15 protein-coding genes and 1 tRNA gene are annotated in these 19,378 nt (G+C 33.7%); 13 read left to right on the top strand and 3 right to left on the bottom strand.

The window, feature by feature from the left end:
• Positions 1-101: 101 nt before the first annotated feature.
• The 9 genes from AC13CQ_RS01875 (at position 102) to AC13CQ_RS01835 (ending at position 14,450) form a co-directional block, all read left to right on the top strand.
• Positions 102-3,164: a SusC/RagA family TonB-linked outer membrane protein gene (locus AC13CQ_RS01875; RefSeq protein WP_008611432.1), complete on the top strand. Its 3,063-nt coding sequence runs from the start codon at positions 102-104 to the stop codon at positions 3,162-3,164.
• 18 nt (positions 3,165-3,182) lie between these two features.
• A complete protein-coding gene (locus tag AC13CQ_RS01870) occupies positions 3,183-4,682 on the top strand; it encodes a RagB/SusD family nutrient uptake outer membrane protein (RefSeq protein WP_008611431.1) in 1,500 nt (499 codons plus the stop codon).
• A 202-nt stretch (positions 4,683-4,884) separates the two neighbouring features.
• Complete coding sequence (locus AC13CQ_RS01865) at positions 4,885-7,170, top strand: GH92 family glycosyl hydrolase (RefSeq protein WP_040879909.1); 2,286 nt, start codon at positions 4,885-4,887, stop codon at positions 7,168-7,170.
• 23 nt (positions 7,171-7,193) lie between these two features.
• Complete coding sequence (locus AC13CQ_RS01860; RefSeq protein ID WP_008611429.1) at positions 7,194-9,572, top strand: GH92 family glycosyl hydrolase; 2,379 nt, start codon at positions 7,194-7,196, stop codon at positions 9,570-9,572.
• Positions 9,573-9,651: 79 nt separating this feature from the next.
• A complete protein-coding gene (locus AC13CQ_RS01855) occupies positions 9,652-11,382 on the top strand; it encodes a GMC family oxidoreductase (RefSeq protein ID WP_008611428.1) in 1,731 nt (576 codons plus the stop codon).
• 12 nt (positions 11,383-11,394) lie between these two features.
• Positions 11,395-12,111, top strand: a complete 717-nt coding sequence (locus AC13CQ_RS01850; RefSeq protein ID WP_008611427.1) for a gluconate 2-dehydrogenase subunit 3 family protein — start codon at positions 11,395-11,397, stop codon at positions 12,109-12,111.
• Positions 12,112-12,309: 198 nt separating this feature from the next.
• On the top strand, positions 12,310-12,525 hold the full coding sequence (locus AC13CQ_RS01845) for a hypothetical protein (RefSeq protein WP_008611426.1): 216 nt from the start codon (positions 12,310-12,312) through the stop codon (positions 12,523-12,525).
• Between the two features lie 280 nt (positions 12,526-12,805).
• Positions 12,806-13,984 carry an acyl-CoA dehydrogenase family protein gene (locus tag AC13CQ_RS01840; RefSeq protein WP_008611425.1) on the top strand — a complete coding sequence of 393 codons (1,179 nt, stop codon included), beginning with the start codon at positions 12,806-12,808 and terminating at the stop codon, positions 13,982-13,984.
• A 118-nt stretch (positions 13,985-14,102) separates the two neighbouring features.
• On the top strand, positions 14,103-14,450 hold the full coding sequence (locus tag AC13CQ_RS01835; RefSeq protein WP_008611423.1) for a hypothetical protein: 348 nt from the start codon (positions 14,103-14,105) through the stop codon (positions 14,448-14,450).
• Here the strand turns inward: AC13CQ_RS01835 and AC13CQ_RS01830 are convergent.
• Complete coding sequence (locus AC13CQ_RS01830) at positions 14,440-15,207, bottom strand: enoyl-CoA hydratase/isomerase family protein (RefSeq protein WP_008611422.1); 768 nt, start codon at positions 15,205-15,207, stop codon at positions 14,440-14,442. The genes AC13CQ_RS01835 and AC13CQ_RS01830 overlap by 11 nt on opposite strands.
• Positions 15,208-15,246: 39 nt before the next feature.
• Positions 15,247-16,575, bottom strand: coding sequence for an MATE family efflux transporter (locus tag AC13CQ_RS01825; RefSeq protein ID WP_008611421.1), 1,329 nt, complete (start codon positions 16,573-16,575; stop codon positions 15,247-15,249).
• 234 nt (positions 16,576-16,809) lie between these two features.
• On the opposite strand from AC13CQ_RS01825, the gene AC13CQ_RS01820 reads away from it, so the two are divergent.
• Positions 16,810-17,604, top strand: a complete 795-nt coding sequence (locus tag AC13CQ_RS01820) for a universal stress protein (RefSeq protein ID WP_008611419.1) — start codon at positions 16,810-16,812, stop codon at positions 17,602-17,604.
• A 25-nt stretch (positions 17,605-17,629) separates the two neighbouring features.
• A tRNA-Ala gene (locus AC13CQ_RS01815) sits at positions 17,630-17,703 on the top strand.
• Between the two features lie 389 nt (positions 17,704-18,092).
• Here AC13CQ_RS01815 and AC13CQ_RS01810 read toward each other — a convergent pair.
• Complete coding sequence (locus tag AC13CQ_RS01810) at positions 18,093-18,341, bottom strand: helix-turn-helix domain-containing protein (protein WP_335965235.1); 249 nt, start codon at positions 18,339-18,341, stop codon at positions 18,093-18,095.
• Between the two features lie 164 nt (positions 18,342-18,505).
• On the opposite strand from AC13CQ_RS01810, the gene AC13CQ_RS01805 reads away from it, so the two are divergent.
• Together AC13CQ_RS01805 and AC13CQ_RS01800 are read left to right on the top strand one after the other, a co-directional pair.
• Complete coding sequence (locus tag AC13CQ_RS01805; protein WP_474507822.1) at positions 18,506-18,979, top strand: hypothetical protein; 474 nt, start codon at positions 18,506-18,508, stop codon at positions 18,977-18,979.
• Between the two features lie 128 nt (positions 18,980-19,107).
• Positions 19,108-19,236 carry a hypothetical protein gene (locus AC13CQ_RS01800; protein WP_482882689.1) on the top strand — a complete coding sequence of 43 codons (129 nt, stop codon included), beginning with the start codon at positions 19,108-19,110 and terminating at the stop codon, positions 19,234-19,236.
• The last annotated feature ends 142 nt before the right edge of the window (positions 19,237-19,378 follow it).

Genomic DNA, 19,378 nt, shown 5'->3' with positions numbered 1-19,378 from the left:
TAAAACGTTTTAGCTATTTGTCTTAGCTAAGTTTTAGCATTGTTTTTTCTTTAATTAATAAATCGTTTTAGTATAAAATTAATTATAAACTAACTGTATTTATGAAAACTAATTTATTTAAAAGGTTAGTGTTGCCAATAGCATTTATATGCTTTGGATACACACAAGCACAAACAGTTTCTGGAACTGTTTCTGATGAAAACGGTCCATTGCCTGGGGCCAATGTTTTGGTAAAAGGAACAACAAACGGAACACAAACAGATTTTGATGGAAATTATGAACTAAGCGATGTGCCTAACGACGCCGTATTAGTTTTTAGTTTTATCAGTTTTAAAACAAAAGAAGTTCCTGTTGGGGGACAATCTACCATTAATGCAATACTTCAAAGTGACACACAAGCTTTAGATGAAGTGGTTGTGATTGGTTATGGTACGCAAAGAAAATCGGATTTAACAGGGTCGGTTTCTACAATTAGTAGTGAATCAATACAAGAAATGCCTACTACAAATCCTGAACAAGCATTAGCTGGTAAGGCAGCGGGTGTTAATGTTTCTTCAAATTCAGGGAGACCAGGTGGAAATACTAACGTTAGAATTCGAGGTAACAACTCAATTAACGCTAACAACTCTCCTTTATATGTTGTAGATGGAGTAATTGGCGCTGGACCGATTAACTATTTAAATCCGAACGACATTAAGTCGATGGAGGTTTTAAAAGATGCTTCTGCTACTGCTATTTATGGTGCACGAGGTGCTAATGGAGTTATTATTGTAACTACTAAAAGAGGTTCTAAAACTGGAGGTCAGGTAAGTTTTGATTCTTTTATTAGTATTGGAGAAATGGTAAGAAAGCTAGATGTATTAAACTCTGAAGAGTTTTTACAAGTAGAAATGAATTCTTACAACAATGCTCAAAAATATGATCCAGTAGGTTGGGCAAATGGGAAATATGAAAACCCAATGAACTATAGAAACGACCGTACATTATTTGATGCTAACGGAAACCCTTTATACGATACAGATTGGCAAGAAGAAGCTACTAGAACTGCTATAACTCAAAACCATAACCTATCGTTTACAGGAGGAGATGAAAAAACATCATATGGTTTATATTTAAATCATTCGGATCAAGAAGGTGTTCTTTTAGAATCATATTTAAAAAGATATTCTGGAAGATTAGTATTAGACGGTCAGGTTAAAGATTGGCTAAAAGTTGGAGGTAGTTTTACATTCAACCATATAGAAGAAAACAGAGTTGATGGCGGTGTTGGTGGTTTAACAGCTTTAAGAATGATGGTGGAAACGCTTCCTATTGTGCCAGTAAAATATCCTAGTGGAGATTATGGTACAAATGCAGATTATCCAAACATGGAAGGTGGAGAAAACCCAGTCAATATTCTTTTAAACAGAACAAACATCTTAAAGACTCAAACTTTCTTAGGAGACGTTTATGCTAATATAGATATTGCAAAAAATCTACAGTTAAGAACTAGTATTGGAGCGAATATTAATAATACGCAAGATAATTTCTATTCTGGTAGAGAACTAAACAACTTAAGTGCTAACTTTCAAGGGGAAGCTACTATAAGAAATACTAGAACTAATTACTGGCAGTTTGAGAACTTTCTTACTTATGATTATGAAATCAATGAGAACCATAGGATTAATGCCATGGGAGGTTTAAGCTGGCAACAATATGATTACTTCTATAGTTTTGCAGGAAGTAGAGGTTTTACAGACGATTTTTATCAATATAATAATTTAGAAGTAGGAGCAAATCCGCTAACACCAGATTCAGATGTTTATCAATGGACTCTAAATTCTTTCTTCGGAAGAGTTAATTATAGCCTAATGAATAAATATTTATTCACCATTACGGGTCGTTTAGATGGGTCTTCTAAGTTTGGAGAAGATAACAAAAGAGCATTCTTTCCTTCGGCTGCATTTGCTTGGAAAGTTTCAGAAGAAGATTTCTTAAAAGACAGTGAGACTATTTCCAACCTAAAATTTAGAACAAGTTATGGAGAAACAGGAAACTCAGAAATTGGGGTTTACCAATCTCTTGCTAGTTTAGGATCTAGTACTGCAATTCTTGGAGGTGAGAGATTTCCTGGTGTTGGTATCGGAACTTTAGCAAATCCAGATTTAAAATGGGAAAAAACAGCACAATTTGATGCTGGTATAGAATTGGGTATGTTTAATAACAGAATAGAATTAGAGACGGATGTTTATTACAAAAAAACTACAGACATGCTATTAAATGCACCTGTGCCAACATCTAGTGGATATTCTAACATCTACTCTAACATTGGTAGTATGGAAAATAAAGGTTTAGAACTTACTTTAAACACTGTTAATATTCGTTCGGAAGATTTTTCATGGACTACCACCTTCAATATTTCCTTCAATAAAAATGAAATATTGGCTCTAGGAGAACAAGACGACGATATTTTTCCTGGACCAGGATTTTTATCTGACACAAATATTCTAAGAGTTGGAGAGTCTGTAGGATCATTTTACGGATTAGTAAGAGAAGGAACTTGGGGGAGCGACGAAGCTGCAGAAGCAGCAGTATATGGCCTTCTACCTGGAGATATTAAACATGCAGACTTAAATGACGATGGGCAAATAAATGCTGCTGACAGAAAAATAATAGGAAGTGGTTATCCTGAAGGATTTGGTGCTTTATTTAACACCTTTACATATAAAAATATAGACCTAACAGTAGATCTTCAATTCTCATATGGAAATGATGTGTTGAATTTATCTAGACACTCTGGAGAAGACAGAACAGGACAAGCAAATAGTTATGCAACTGTTTTAGATGGATGGACACCAGACAATCAAAACACAATGATTGCACAAAACAGACCTTCAAGCGCATATTATAGATCTACCATAGATTCTAGAATGGTAGAAGATGCATCTTTTATAAGAGGTAGAAATCTAATTCTAGGCTATAATTTTTCGCAAGATGTTTTAGATAAATTTAAATTAAAAAGATTAAGACTATACGCTTCTGTACAAAATTTCTTTTTAGCTACAGACTACACAGGATACGATCCTGAAGTAAGCACATATGGTGATGCTTTCGCGCAAGGAATCACATTTTTTGATTATCCTAAACCTCGAACATTCACTTTAGGAGTAAACCTTACTTTTTAAACTTAAAAAATGATAGCAATGAAAATTTCAAAAAAAATATATATCAACGCACTCTTATGCCTAGTTTTATTAGGCGTGAGTAGTTGTTCAGATTTTTTAACTGAAGAAAATGAATCTGAATATACGCAAGACAATTATTTTCAAACTAGAGAACAAGCAGAATCAGCAATTAACACCCTTTATGCTTCTTTAAGATTTGTAAGTGACGGTTCTGGTACTTATGGAGAGAGTCCATTTATGATGCTTGAGTTCGCAACAGGTTTATGTAATACAGAAGTTGGGCAAAGTCAGTTTAACAACGCATACCGAAATTTAACTGCAAACTCAGAAGATGCATATGCGTTAAATTGGTGGCAGAACTCATATAGAGCTATAGCCAATGCAAACTTGGCAATTGCGCGTATTCCTGAAATAGATATGGCACAAACCGATAAGGATAACCTTGTTGGGCAAGCTAAATTTATTAGAGCTTTTTACTATTTTCATTTAGTAAGACTATTTGGAGATGTTCCACTAATTTTAGAACCTGTTGACGCATCTTCAGAATTACTTTATCCAGCAAGAAGTCCACAACAAGAAGTATATAATGCAATTGTTACCGACCTTAAAGATGTTGAAAATTCTGGACTACCATTTACTGATGAATCTGGAAGAGTTGGTTTAGGTGCTGCAAAAACATTATTATCAAGCGTATACCTAACTATGGCTGGTTATCCACTACAGGCTGGAGATAATTACTATAAATTGGCTGCAGATAAAGCTAAAGAAGTTATAGATAGTAAAAAGTATAGCCTTTTTACAGATTACGATAATTTACATGATCCAAGTATTAATAATACTGGAGAGATAATCTTTCAAAACCAATATTTAATTGGGTTTGCAACTAGTGGATTAACTGCGTGGATGTTGCCTAGATCAAGAGGGATTTCTCAATTTTCAGATGAATATGGAGCATTATATCCAACTCAACAGTTTATTGATGCTCATGAAACTGGAGATAAACGATTAGAAGAACAAGAGTTTTATTTTACTGAATATCCTTCTATTGAAAATCCAGATGAAACGGTAGACTTTAGTGCTACTTATATTTACAAATATTTTGATGAAGATGCAGTTTTAAGAACTGCGCAAAGTAGTCTTGGTTGGAAGTTTTTTAGATATGCTGAAGTATTATTAACATATGCTGAAGCAGGGTTTGAAGCTTATGGACCTACTACAGAGGTGCTTGCAGCAATAAACGAAATTAGAGACAGAGCTAATTTACCTCTTTATGATGCAAGTATTACAGAAGAAGATATTTGGAAAGAACGTTTCTACGAACTTTCATTTGAGAACAAATATTGGTTTGATATGGCAAGAAGAAGAAAAGCTCTAAACCTTAGCACTGGAAGTTTTGAAAACTTTGTAGGTCACCAATTTTCATATGGCCCTACGTTAACAGATAAATATTTATTATTTCCAATCCCACAAAGAGAAATTAATAATAATAAACAGTTAACGCAAAACCCAGGATGGTAAAAAATAATTCTTTATAATCAATTAGTTAGTTTGATTACTCCCGCTCTGTTTTTTTATGAGTGGGAGAATCATTTTAAAGAAGATTGGTTTACATTACACATTCAAAAAGAATACTTTTATATTTTAGTGACTAAATCGGTTAATTAAATTATAAAAGAATATAATAAACCACACAATGTGGAGACAACTTAAGTTATACTTTATGAGAACTTTACTCCTTACCTCACTATTATTTGTTTGTACACTTTCTATTGGACAAACAAAACAAATAACATCCATTGAAAACCCAATAGATTATGTCAAACCTTTAATGGGAACCGACTCAAATCCGAGTTTGTCTAACGGAAACGTTTATCCAGCAATTGCAATGCCTTGGGGTATGAATTTCTGGACCCCACAAACAGGTAAAATGGGAAGCGGTTGGGCTTATGAATATGATGCAGATAAGCTTCGAGCGTTTAAACAAACGCATCAACCATCTCCTTGGATGAACGATTATGGACAGTTTGCCATTATGCCAATAACTGGAAAATTAGTTTTCAATGAAGATGAACGTGCAAGTTGGTTTTCTCATAAATCTGAAATTGTTAAACCGCATTATTATAGTGTTTACCTAGCAGATCATAATGTAACTACAGAAATTACTCCCACAGAAAGAGCTGCGCGTTTTAGATTTACTTTCCCCGAAACCGATAGCGCATACGTAGTAATAGATGCACTAGATAAAGGTTCTTATATAAAACTACTCCCAGAAGAAAATAAGCTTATTGGGTATACTACAAAAAATAGTGGCGGAGTTCCAGAAAATTTTAAAAACTACTTTGTAATTGAATTTGATACACCATTTACTAGTACAAATACTTTCAGTAATAATAAATTACAAGATGCCTTAGAGAATAAAGCAGACCACGTAGGTGCTGTAATCGGATTCAAAACTAAAAAAGGACAGCAAGTAAATGCTAAAATAGCTTCTTCTTTTATCAGTTTTGAACAAGCTGAAATTAACTTGAAAGAAATAAAAGATAAAGATTTTGATGCGTTAAAAGAAGCTGGAAAACAAACTTGGAATAAAGAGTTAAGCAGACTTAAAGTTGAAGGGGGAACCATAGATCAATTTGAAACATTTTACTCTTGCTTATACCGTTCATTACTATTCCCTAGAAAGTTTTTTGAATACGATAAAGATGGAAATGTTGTACATTATAGCCCATACAACGGAAAAGTACTTCCTGGGTATATGTTTACAGACACAGGATTTTGGGATACGTTCCGTTCTTTATTTCCTTTATTAAATTTAATGTATCCTGAATTAAGTGTTCAAATGCAAGAAGGTTTAGCAAATGCATATAAAGAAAGCGGATGGTTACCAGAATGGGCAAGCCCAGGACTTAGAAATGTTATGGTTGGTAATAATTCAGCATCGGTAGTTGCAGACGCTTATCTCAAAAATAAAAATGCTAAATATGATATAGAAACGCTTTACGAAGCTGTTATTCATGGAGCAAATAATGCGGGTCCACTTACCGCTGTTGGTCGTGCTGGTGCAGCGTATTATAAAGATTTAGGGTATGTGCCTTATGATGTTGATATTAATGAAAATGCAGCGCGTACCTTAGAATATGCCTATGATGATTTTGCAATTTATCAACTAGCAAAAGCATTAGACAGACCAAAAAAAGAGATTAATTTATACAAAAAAAGAAGCTTAAATTATAAAAATTTATTTGACAAGGAAACCAATTTAATGCGGGGTAAAAATAAAGATGGTAAATTTATGAAACCATTTAACCCTTTTAAATGGGGTGATGCTTTTACAGAAGGTAATAGCTGGCATTATACATGGTCTGTTTTTCATGATGTACAAGGACTTATAGATTTAATGGGTGGAAAAGATAACTTTACTGCCAAATTAGACGAAGTATTTTCTTTACCTCCAGTTTTTGATGAAAGCTATTATGGAGGTGTTATTCATGAAATTCGAGAAATGCAAATTGCAAATATGGGACAGTATGCACATGGAAATCAACCTATTCAGCATATGATTTATTTGTATAATTATGCATCACAACCATGGAAAGCTCAATATTGGGTTAGAGAAACAATGGATAGAATGTATATGCCTACTCCAGATGGTTATTGCGGAGATGAAGATAACGGACAAACATCTGCTTGGTATGTATTTTCTGCTATGGGATTCTATCCTGTGTGTCCAGCAACCGACGAATATGTTATAGGGACACCATTATTTAAAAAGCTTACTTTAGAATTGCAAAACGGTAATGAGGTAATTATCAATGCTCCAAACAATGACCATAGCAACAAATATGTACAACAAATGAGTTTTAATGGTCAGAATTATAGCAAAAATTATATCAGTCATGAAGCGCTATTAGAAGGTGCCAAAATCGATTTTGAAATGAGCAATACTCCTAATAAAAATAGAGGAACAGCAAAAGACGATGCTCCTTATTCTTTATCCAACGAATAAAATAGAAATTGAAAACAAGAGCAATGATGATTAAATCCCCTAGATTTATAAACAGGAATATTTTAAGAGGAACGATATATGTATCGGTAGCAGTATTTGCAGCAGCATGTAGTCAAAAAAAGGAAAACTCTCAGGAGGTAACTTCTAAAGCTACTGATGAACTCCAAAATTTGGTTCAATATGTAGATCCTATGATTGGTACTGCCAAAATGGGACATACATATCCTGGAGCAACGGCTCCCTTTGGAAGCGTACAATTGAGTCCAGATACAGACACCATTCCCTATGAAATAGATGGGCATTACAACCCAGATGTTTATAAATATTGTGCAGGATATCAATATGATGATGCCACTATTGTAGGTTTTAGCCATACCCATTTCAGCGGGACAGGACATTCAGATTTAGGAGATTTTTTAATTATGCCTACTACTGGAAACCTTCAATTAAATCCGGGAACAGAAACTAATCCTGATAGTGGATATCGCTCTCGTTTTTCACATAAAAATGAACATGCAGAAGCTGGTTATTATAGTGTTCAGCTAGAAGATTATAATATTAAAGCAGAGTTAACTGCTACTACGCGCGTGGGAATGCATCAATATACATTTCCAAAATCGGAAGCGTCTCATATTATTTTAGATCTAACATCTGGAATCTATAATTACAAAGAAAAAAACGTTTGGACTTTTGTTAGGGTTGAAAACGATACGCTAGTTACTGGTTACAGACAAACTAATGGTTGGGCTAGAACTCGTAAAGTATACTTTGCTATGGCTTTTAGTAAACCAATTGCAAAATATGGACAGGAAAACCATAATGATAATGTTTATAAAGGTTTTTGGAGAAAGTTTGATCAAAGTACTAACTTTCCTGAAATGGCTGGAGAAAATATCAAAACATATTTCGATTTTAATACTTCCGAAGGAGAAAAAGTTAAGATTAAATTTGCCATTTCTCCTGTAAGTACAGAAGGTGCTATTAATAATATGAAAGTAGAAATTCCTCATTGGGATTTTGAAAAGGTAAAACAAGAAACTCAGAATAATTGGAATGTAGAGCTTAATAAAGTACAACTAGATCCAATCAATCATGATGAAATGATAAATTTCTACACAGCCATGTATCATGCTTTTCTTGGGCCTACAATATATATGGATGTTGATGGAAAATACCGTGGTTTGGATATGAATATTCACCAAGCAGAAAACTTTACAAACTACACTAGTTTTTCATTGTGGGATACTTACAGAGCTTTACACCCATTATTTAATGTGTTACAGCCAAAGAGAAATTCGGATATGATTAATTCTATGGTAGCGCATTACAATCAAAGTGTACACGGTATGCTACCTGTTTGGTCTCATTATGCTAACGAGAATTGGTGTATGATTGGGTACCATAGTGTTTCTGTAATTGCCGATGCTATTGTAAAAGGAAATACAGGTTTTGATGCGGAGGCTGCGCTTATGGCAAGCGTTCATACTGCAAAAGTTCCATATTATGATGGATTAAAATATTACATGGAAAAAGGATATGTTCCAGAAGATAAAAATGGTTCTTCTGTTTCTAAAACCTTAGAATACGCTTATGACGATTGGGCAATTGCTCAAGCAGCAAAAAAACTTGGAAAGGACGCTATTTATAATGAATTTAGTAAACGTGCCGAAAATTATAAAAATGTTTATGATGCCAAAAGTGGTTTCATGCGTCCAAAATTAAACGATGGTACCTTTAAAAAAGATTTTGATCCTTTAAATACACACGGACAAGGTTTTATAGAAGGGAATTCTTGGAACTATAGTTTGTATGTGCCTCATGCACCTAAAACTATGATTGAAATGATGGGTGGAAAAGAGACCTTCTCCCAACATTTAGATTCGCTATTTTCTATGGATTTACCAGATAAATATTTTGAGAATACTGAAGATATTTCTCGTGAAGGAATAATTGGAAATTATGTGCATGGAAACGAACCTTCTCATCATGTAGTGTATCTATATAATTGGACAGATACTCCATGGAAATCTCAAGATAAAATTAGAATGATTTTAAAAGCAATGTACCAGCCAAAAGCAGATGGTTTAGGTGGGAATGACGACTTCGGACAAATGAGTGCTTGGTATATTTTTAGTACTTTAGGGTTTTACCCTGTTGCTCCAGGCTCAGATGTATATGCATTAGGAAGTCCTGCAATGAAAAGTGCTACCTTAAATCTTGAGAACGGAAATAAATTTAAAGTGATTGTTGAAAATCAATCCGAAGAAAATGTCTTTGTAGACAAAGTTTTATTAAATGGAAAAGAGTTAAAACAACCATTTATAAAACATAGTGATATTGAAAAAGGGGGAGAGCTAAACTTTCACATGAGTAATAGCCCCAACAAAACTCTTTATAAATAACTAAAATAAACTACCTTGTAGTTTGCCTACGAGATTTTCAAAAGAAACGTAATTAATATTAACTAAACACAAACTCAAAATGTCTTTTCAAATTAAAGAAGCTTCTAAAGTATACGACATATTAGTTGTAGGCTCTGGAGCCGGAGGAGGAATGGCTACCAAAATTCTATCTGAGGCTGGCTTTAAAATAGCATTGCTAGAAGCGGGTCCAAATTTTGATCCTGCAAACCCCGAGCAACAAACACAATTTAAATGGCCTTATGAATCCCCGCGTCGTGGTGCTGGTACAAAACGTCCTTTTGGAGATTTTGATATGGCCTATGGAGGATGGGAACTAGATGGGGAACCTTACACACATAAAAACGGAACTAAATTTGATTGGTTTCGTTCAAGAATGGTTGGAGGTAGAACAAATCACTGGGGACGTATTTCCCTTCGTTTTGGTCCTTTAGATTTTAAAAGAAAAGACTTTGATGGTAAAGGAGATAATTGGCCTATTGGTTATGATGATGTAAAACCTTATTATGACAAAGTTGATAAGTTAATTGGAGTGTTTGGAAGTAAAGAGAATATCCATAATGAGCCAGATGGCTTCTTCTTACCACCTCCAAAACCTCGTTTGCATGAACTATATTTGAAAAAAGCAGGAGCAAAATCTAATATTCCTGTAATTCCTTCAAGGTTATCAATCCTTACTAAAAGAGTTGATGATCGCCGTGGGGCTTGTTTTTATTGTAGTCAGTGTTCTCGTTCTTGTAGTATTTATGGAGATTTTTCTTCTTCTTCTGTATTAGTAAAACCTGCATTAGAATATGATAACGTAGACTTGTATGTAAATGCAATGGTTAGAGAAGTTTTAACAGACGAAAGCGGAAAAGCAACAGGAGTATCCTACGTAAATAAATATGATAATCAAGAATATACCGTAAAAGCAAAAGTTGTAATATTGGCGGCTAGTGCTTGTGGTTCTGCTAGAATTCTATTAAATTCAAAATCGGAAAGATTCCCTAACGGATTGGCAAATTCTAGTGGCGTAGTTGGAAAATACTTACACGATTCTACTGGTGCTGGTCGTTCGGCTATCATACCAGAATTAATGGAGCGTAAACGTTATAACGAAGATGGTGTTGGTGGAATGCATTTATATGTACCATGGTGGTTAAACGATAAAAAAGATCTTGGATTTTCTAGAGGATACCATATAGAATATTGGGGTGGAATGGGAATGCCATCCTATGGAGCTGGAATGGGAATGGAAAATCTTAATGGAAGATTTGGAGAGAAGAAAAAAGCTGGAGGTTATGGTGTAGGTCTAAAAGAAGATGTTCATAAATTTTATGGTGCAACCGTAGGAATGGCAGGAAGAGGAGAAAGTATTCCACAAAAAGATAATTATTGTGAAATCGATCCGAATGTAGTTGATAAATTTGGAATCCCTGTATTGCGTTTTAACTATAATTGGACAGACGATGAGGTTAAACAGGCAAAACATATGCAAGATACTTTTGAAGAATTGTATCATAATATGGGAGCTATTCCATTAGGCGATAAACCAGGGAAAGAAGATAATTACGGCTTGGAAGCACCTGGTAGAATAATTCATGAGGTGGGAACAACTCGTATGGGGAACGATCCTAAAACTTCTGTTTTGAACAAGTATAGTCAGTCGCACGATGTGCCAAACTTATTTGTAGTAGATGGAGGAGCTTTTGTATCTCAAGCCGATAAAAACCCAACATGGACAATTCTTGCCCTTGCTTGGAGAGCATCGGATTATCTGACTCAGGAAATGAAAAAAATGAATATTTAAAACATAAAAATCATGGATAGAAGAAAAAGTTTAAAAGCCATGGTGGCTGGTACGGTAACTTCCGGATTTATGTTTTCGTCGTGTTTAACAGACACCGAAGAACCAACGATAGCAAAAACCGACGCACCAAGCGATAGCGATAATAATTACGATACCACTCGTACAAAAGAAGAACTTGCTTACGAAGAAGAATTACGTGCAAAAGGGGTTTATTTTAATGACCATGAATTGGCTACCCTTACTGTTTTAGCAGATATTATTATTCCTGCTGAAGGAGAATATAGTGCCGCTAGTGAAGTTGGGGTTGTAGATTTTATTGCATATATAGTTTTTGATATGCCGCACCACCAATTGCCATTGCGCGGTGGATTAATGTGGATAGACCACGAAAGTAATAAGCGCTTTAATAAAGTCTTTAAAGATGCTTCTAAGGAGCAGCAAATAGAAATTGTTGAAGATATTGCATATCCAGATGATGTAAAACCACAATTTATTCAAGGAGAACGCTTTTTCTCTCGTTTAAGAGACTTGGTTTCTACTGGGTATTTTACAAGTGAAGAAGGAATAAAATATCTTGGATACGTAGGAAATACGCCTAATGTTTGGGATGGTGTTCCAGATGATGTGTTGGCGCAATACAACTTAAAATACGACCAGCGTACTTTAGATATTTGTATCAAACCTGAAGAAAGAAACGAAATTGCTACTTGGGATAATTACGAAGTATAACACCTAGTAAATTAGTTTTAAAATAATGAATAGAGCATTTAATTAATTTTAGATGCTCTTTTTTAGTATGTAAACTTTATATAAAGTTTTAAAAGGTAGAAATGTTGCCATTCCTTCAGTATTAATAATTTTTATTATATTTAGTTAAACAAGAGCTAAATTGGTTAGTTTTTACATTAAAACTATAAATAAAAGAATATGTGGATAGCAGTTATTACAACTTTAATTTTTATAATAATTAATTTTGTTCATTATATAGTTCTTAATGGTTATGCTAAGAAAGTAGGCGGGAAAAAAATGTGGAAAACATGGGGAGGTAGGCTATATTTTTGGCAAAGCTCAATAATAACAAGTACTGCTGGAACTCTTTTTGTTATATTTATATTAAAATGGGCAAACGTATTAAACTTCTAGAAGTCTCTTTTTCCTAACTACCTATGTTATCCTAAGTCATTATTTTTTATCTTCAGAAAATAGGAAAGCAACCCGCTATAGAGCATATAACTAACTATTAACAATGTTATAAGCATCACTATAATAGTACTAAGCAAGCGCTAGGACGTATAAATCTCGATTTTCGAGTAAAGATTAATTTAACTCCATATGTAAAGAACTATAAAATATAACAATACATCGTTCATATGTTATATTTCTTTGGTTATATTTGAGAGAAACAATTCTTATAAAATAAACCATGAAACCAGACCTTTTTGAAGCTCCCGATTATTATAATTTAGACGATTTACTTTCTGAAGAACATAAATTAGTTAGAGATGCTGCCCGAAGTTGGGTTAAAAAGGAAGTTTCTCCTATTATTGAAGACTTTGCACAAAAAGCTGAGTTTCCAAAACAAATTATTAATGGTTTGGCAGAAATAGGGGCTTTTGGTCCTTATATTCCAGAAGAATATGGAGGCGCTGGTCTCGACCAAATTAGCTACGGTTTAATTATGCAAGAAATTGAAAGAGGAGATAGTGGTGTACGCTCCACAGCCTCTGTACAATCCTCTTTAGTAATGTATCCTATTTGGAAGTATGGAACAGAAGCTCAACGGAAAAAATACCTCCCTAAATTAGCTTCAGGAGAGTTTATAGGATGCTTTGGACTTACAGAGCCTAACCATGGGTCTAATCCGGGAGGAATGGAAACCAAATTTAAAGATGCAGGAGATTATTATCTTTTAAATGGTGCCAAACTCTGGATTTCTAATGCTCCATTTGCAGATCTTGCTGTGGTATGGGCAAAGAACGAAGAAGGGAGAATCCACGGTCTCATTGTAGAACGAGGTATGGAAGGGTTTTCTACGCCAGAAACCCATAATAAATGGTCTTTAAGGGCATCGGCTACTGGGGAATTAATTTTTGATAATGTAAAAGTCCCCAAAGAAAATCTTCTGCCAGAAAAAAGCGGACTCGGCGCTCCTCTAGGGTGTTTAGATTCTGCTCGCTACGGAATTGCATGGGGTGCAATTGGAGCAGCAATGGATTGTTATGACACCGCATTGCGTTATGCAAAAGAGCGTATTCAATTTGGAAAACCTATTGCTGCAACTCAACTTCAGCAAAAAAAATTAGCAGAAATGGTTACCGAAATTACCAAAGCTCAGTTGTTAGCGCTCCGTTTAGGACAGCTAAAAAATGAAGGAAAAGCAAGTACTGCACAAATTTCTATGGCAAAACGTAATAATGTAGCCATGGCACTAAATATAGCTAGAGAAGCTCGACAAGTATTAGGAGCTATGGGGATTACAGGAGAGTATAGCATTATGCGCCATATGATGAACTTAGAGAGCGTTATTACCTATGAGGGAACCCATGATATTCACCTTCTCATTACAGGGGCGGATATCACAGGAGAACAAGCCTTTAAATAGGGTTGAATAATGCCCAATATTTAGTAAATATTTAAGAATTTCCGAATTAAAAATAATGGTCATATTTTGTATATTTGTTAATATAACGAGTATATATTAACAATTAAATTGTTTGACTATGAAAAAAAGGCTATTTATTGCAGTATTCTCATTTTTTGCTTTTGTATCACAAGCGCAAGATAAAGAGGTTAAAGTTGGAGATGTTTTAACAATTAACAGTACTTCTGAAAGTACCTATCAGCATATTGATCTTCCTAGAAAAAATATCATTATAAAAAGAGGTGGTGTACCAAATTATAAATCTGTTTTTAACAATGAAGTTATTGTTAAAAAAGTAGAGGCTAATGAAAGTGGAGAGCAAATAGCTGTGCTACAAAGAAAAGATGGACGTAAGTTTTTTAGTAGCTTCCCAACAATAGAAGCTAATGTAACTAGAGCATTATCTAGTAATGAAATTACTTTTTAAACTTTTCTAAAGCTTTTTTAGTAAAATCGGAAAGCACCAATTTACCAGATGTTTTTGCTCTATCTATAAGTAGCAAATCCCAGTGATTGGTGTTTTCCCATAAAGCTTTTTTCAAAGTACTTAAAGCTTCAGGGTTATATGCTGCTAATTTGTTCGTTAGGGTCTCGATTTCATTATCCACTTCGGTAATAGTTTCAAAAACTTTGGCATATAACCCTTTTTCTTTTGCCCAATACGCATTTTTCCATTCGGTGGCAGCAAGTGTAAGTTCTGCTAAGGCAGCTACACCCATTTTACGCTCTACAGCTGGGGCAATTACAAAAGGACCAATCCCAATTGTTAACTCAGATAATTTAATAGCTGCTGCTTCTGTTGCAATAGCATAATCGCAGGCTGCAATAAGTCCTACTCCACCTCCTACAGTTTTTCCTTGTACACGACCAATAATAAGTTTATTACATTTCCGCATCGCATTTATTACATTTCCAAAGCCACTAAAAAAAGCTTCTCCTTCTTCTTGATTTGTAATTGCTACGAGCTCATCAAAAGAAGCCCCAGCACAAAACGCTTTTTCACCTTCACTTTTCAATATAATAAGCTGAACTTCTTTATTAATCGAAAGTGCATTTATTTCAGAAGAAAGTCGTTTTAACAATATAGAGGGAAATGAATTACTAGCTGGATGGCCAAACTCTACAGTTGCTATTTTATTTTCAATATTGGTAAATAAACTCCCGTTGATTCTATCTGTGCCCATGTGAATATCTTAAAATGTTGTTCTTCAAAATTAAGGAAACTAAACTTCATTAACGTATTTCCGTCTGAATTTAATAACTAATGCGAGGGAGCGTATTAACATCCAAACAAAGAATGCAATCCAAATAGCATACAATTTAAATCCGAAGAAATTGAATAAAAATAAGGTAGGAGCAAATCCTAAAAAAGTAGCTGCTAATAATACATTTCTAAGGTAACTTGCTTCTCCTAAACCTTTAAAAATACCATCAAACATAAAAGCAACCGCATTAACTGGTTGCATAATTAATACAATCCAAAATACGGATGAAAAAAGAGCTAGAACAGTTTCTTCTTTATTGAATAGAATTCCAATTTCATTATAAAATAAGCCACAAACAGCCATTAAAATAAACGAAATGATGATAGCATATTTACAGATATCAATACTTAAAAACCACAAACGGTTGTAGTCTTTAGCTCCTAATAACCTTCCTGAAATTGCATTTCCAGCATTGGCATACCCATCAATAAAAAAGGAAAAAAACAACCAAATATTCATTAAAATACTCTGTGCAGCAATATAATTTTTTCCATAATCTGTAGCATATGCATTTGCAAGGTAAATGGCAAAGTTTAAAGCGGCAGTACGTACAAATAAATTGGCGCTCATTAATAAGAGCTTTTTCATTTGCGGATTAATATTAAAGCTCAATTTAAAATTGAAAGGTGTTTTTTTAACGTAAAAATAAGTTGCCATGAGTAACATTACTAACTGGGCAATAACACTTGCATAACCCGCCCCTTTAAGATGCATGGCAGGAATAATTCCATCAATTCCATATACTAAAATATAATCCAAAACAATATTTACGGCGGCACCAGTTAAACTGCATTTCATTGCCCAAAGCGTATTTTGCATCCCTCTAAAAACCCCAAAAATTCCGAAAGTAACTAGCGTAAGCGGATAGCCAATGGCTCTAATTTGATAATAATCGGCCGTATATTGTAAAATAAGTCCTTCAGCATTATACAAACTAAAAATATTTTCTGCTACCCAAGCGGTTCCGAAGTAAATTAGTAAACTAAACAAGAAATTAAAGGCTAAGGCTTGTGGAACTAATGTTTTTACTGCGTGTAATCTGTTTGCTCCAAAGTGTTGTGAAACAATTGCAGAAATAGCAGTTTTTGTTTGCGCTACAATCCAAATAATAGCAGAAAGAAAAGAACCTACAATTCCAGCAGCAGCCAATGCTTCAACAGGATTTTTATCTACATTACCAATAATTGCTATATCGGTAAGAGAAATAAGTGGTTCTGCAATTCCCGCAATAATAGCAGGAATTGCCAATTGATTGATCTCTTTAAAGTTAATTTTAGCTTCTTTCATTGTACCGAATCCCTCATTGAGGTTTTTATTCCCTAGAGCCTGTCCTGAGTTTATCGAAGGGCTCTACGTCGAAATGGATTAAATTATTTTCCTTTTGAATACCTTGTGAGCTTGCTCCTGAGGTAAATGATTTACCAATTTTTAAAAGAAAAACTAGCAGAAAAATAATTTTGTGTAAATTTAAGTGCAAAAGTAATAAAGCATTTATCAATCATACCTTAAATAAGATACCTTATGAAAAACATTTTGGTTCCAATTGGAACATCTTCAAATACAATAAACACATTACAATATGCCATAGATTTTGCTAAATTTTTCGACAGCAAAATATATTTAATGCAGGCCTTTACTTTTATAAATAAAGCAGGTTCTATTGCAAATGTGGAGGATGTTGTTGCTAAAAATACTACAGAACAATTAGAAGAAGTGCTCAATAAAGTAGATAAAAAAGGGGTTTCTGTTACAATTACTGCATATAATGGGGAGGTATTAGATGGGATAAAGGCGGTTGACCAGCAGTATGGAATTGATTTACTTATTATGGAACCCAGAAGTACGGATATACGCGAAGAAGTTTTTCTGGGTAAAACAACCGGAAAAATTGTTAAGCAAACCAATATTCCTACTTTAATAGTTCCAGAGGGTAATACATTTAAAGATTATAATACTGGTTTGGTAGCTTTTAAATCGGGAATTGTAAAACATCCCACAATTTTAGATCCTTTAGTTGCATTTAAAGAACGATTTAAGCTGAATTTAAATCTTCTTTTAGTAAAAACACCGAATTATGTTACTGAAGATTTAGAGATTGACGACAAGTTAAAGTCGTTAAGTGAAGAGGTACAAACCTCAGAAAACACTACTACTTTTGAAGGCGTGTTGGAACATTTTCAAGAGCATAATCCAGATATCTTAATTGTATTTAGAAGAAAGCGTGGATTTTTTACCAAGTTATGGGAAAAAAATATAATTTTGAAGCGTGAATTTAGATGCAGTATTCCACTTTTAATATTAAGTGTTAAGAAATAAATTTTCTTAAAACCTATTGTAGATAGGGGCATTAGCTCAGCTGGCTAGAGCGCTACACTGGCAGTGTAGAGGTCATCGGTTCGACTCCGATATGCTCCACAAACGAAACCTGTAATTGCTTTACTATGAAGTGATTATAAGTTTTTTGTTTTTAAATATGTACGATTTTAGTATGATTAAATATTTTTTAACTAATTTTTGTTATGTTCATACTATTAACAACTTTCGTAAATTAGTATATCGTATTATATGTATTCTTTATAGATTGAAAGTATGTATGTAGCTTATTTTCAATAAAGTAAAGAATAATTTTATATGAGAGTGAAATTTAAAATCAATAATCAGTATTTGAGGATTGGGGTGTGAGGTAAAACACCTCTATAGCTTTATCTAATTAGCCCTTGTCATTCTTTATAAGAATACACATTATAAAATTTGTTAATTTTTATAGTATTAAACTATTGAATAGAAGAATGTTCCATTTGACTTCATAAGCTTTCATTATTAAGCGAATTTATACCTAATAATAATGTTGTATCTACTTTTAAAGCATTAGCAATTTTATGAAGTGTTAGTATAGTTGTGTTGATTTCTGCTCTCTCGATCCTTCCTATTTGATTTTTTGGAATTCCCGCTTCGCTAGCTAGGTCAAATTGAGACAAATCTCTCTCTATTCGGAGAAGCCTTATATTTTCCCCAACCTTTTTAAGAACCTGTATTTCTTCTTCATTAAACACAGGTTAAAAGTGAGGTTAATCAAAAAAAACAATCGGACACATTAAAGGGGTATTTGATTGAAATTTACTATTATTGCTTTATATAAGTGTTTAGATTGAGGAAATCCGTAAGGAAGTACAATCCAGACCCAATACTTTTACCAACTACAAAACCATACTATTCAATGAAAAAACATCTATTACTATTCTTTATTCTAACATTTATACTTTCATGTTCATCAGATTCTGAAGACCTAGCTTCTATTAAAACATCAGATATAATGACAGGGACATGGAAAGTTTCTAAAAAGGGAAAAATATATACGGATGGAGAAGAAGAAATTACAAAATACTATAATCCTGACTGTACTGAAATTTGGAACATCAACAAAGATGGCACTCTTATTATAGACTATTATAAAGCTAATGATAGCAACCAATGTACTTTATATAATTCAAATAATGACCGAAATTGGATAGAGTTTGAAGATGGGCAAATCTCATTTTATTGGAAAGATATTGATCCATATGATTCTTTTAACGACAGTCGACCTATAATAACTTTCAAAGAAAACAACGAAGTAATGAGGATTAAAATCCATATCTCTCATGACAGTTCAATTAAATATGAGTTCACAGATTTTACTAGACAAAACTAACCTAACATGAAAAAAAAATACTATTATCTATTTTACTAATAATATTATACTCTTGTAGTTCATCAGACGATAGTAACAACAATAACAGTAACTTTCTTAACACCCCAAAATGGATACAAGGAACTTGGTTGTATATTGATAATGACGTTGTAGTTGGTGGATATGAATTCACTTCTGATAATTTTATTTCTATTATAGGAGAAAATCAATTACGAACTAATTTTAAAGAACTCTTGGAGGCTAGCCAAAGTGGATAGGGCGGGCAAAGTGAACCACCTACAGCGGATGAAAGTGAGCATAGCAAAGTAAGTGCTCAAAATCGATTCATTTGTGGTTAAATTTAGTCTTTATTTTTCATTTTTTTACGCATAGATTCTCCTTTAATATCTATTCTGTGTG

It is taken from the genome of Galbibacter sp. L-19, from assembly GCF_056857615.1.
Note: the sequence above shows the minus strand (reverse complement) of the source record. Positions and strands in the feature narration are given on the sequence as shown.

Bases quoted from the DNA above. Each gene is read 5' to 3' on its own strand.
- AC13CQ_RS01875 (WP_008611432.1), top strand. From the start codon at position 102: ATGAAAACTAATTTATTTAAAAGGTTAGTGTTGCCAATAGCATTTATA.
- AC13CQ_RS01870 (WP_008611431.1), top strand. From the start codon at position 3,183: ATGAAAATTTCAAAAAAAATATATATCAACGCACTCTTATGCCTAGTT.
- AC13CQ_RS01865 (WP_040879909.1), top strand. From the start codon at position 4,885: ATGAGAACTTTACTCCTTACCTCACTATTATTTGTTTGTACACTTTCT.
- AC13CQ_RS01860 (WP_008611429.1), top strand. From the start codon at position 7,194: ATGATGATTAAATCCCCTAGATTTATAAACAGGAATATTTTAAGAGGA.
- AC13CQ_RS01855 (WP_008611428.1), top strand. From the start codon at position 9,652: ATGTCTTTTCAAATTAAAGAAGCTTCTAAAGTATACGACATATTAGTT.
- AC13CQ_RS01850 (WP_008611427.1), top strand. From the start codon at position 11,395: ATGGATAGAAGAAAAAGTTTAAAAGCCATGGTGGCTGGTACGGTAACT.
- AC13CQ_RS01845 (WP_008611426.1), top strand. From the start codon at position 12,310: ATGTGGATAGCAGTTATTACAACTTTAATTTTTATAATAATTAATTTT.
- AC13CQ_RS01840 (WP_008611425.1), top strand. From the start codon at position 12,806: ATGAAACCAGACCTTTTTGAAGCTCCCGATTATTATAATTTAGACGAT.
- AC13CQ_RS01835 (WP_008611423.1), top strand. From the start codon at position 14,103: ATGAAAAAAAGGCTATTTATTGCAGTATTCTCATTTTTTGCTTTTGTA.
- AC13CQ_RS01830 (WP_008611422.1), bottom strand. From the start codon at position 15,207: ATGGGCACAGATAGAATCAACGGGAGTTTATTTACCAATATTGAAAAT.
- AC13CQ_RS01825 (WP_008611421.1), bottom strand. From the start codon at position 16,575: ATGAAAGAAGCTAAAATTAACTTTAAAGAGATCAATCAATTGGCAATT.
- AC13CQ_RS01820 (WP_008611419.1), top strand. From the start codon at position 16,810: ATGAAAAACATTTTGGTTCCAATTGGAACATCTTCAAATACAATAAAC.
- AC13CQ_RS01805 (WP_474507822.1), top strand. From the start codon at position 18,506: ATGAAAAAACATCTATTACTATTCTTTATTCTAACATTTATACTTTCA.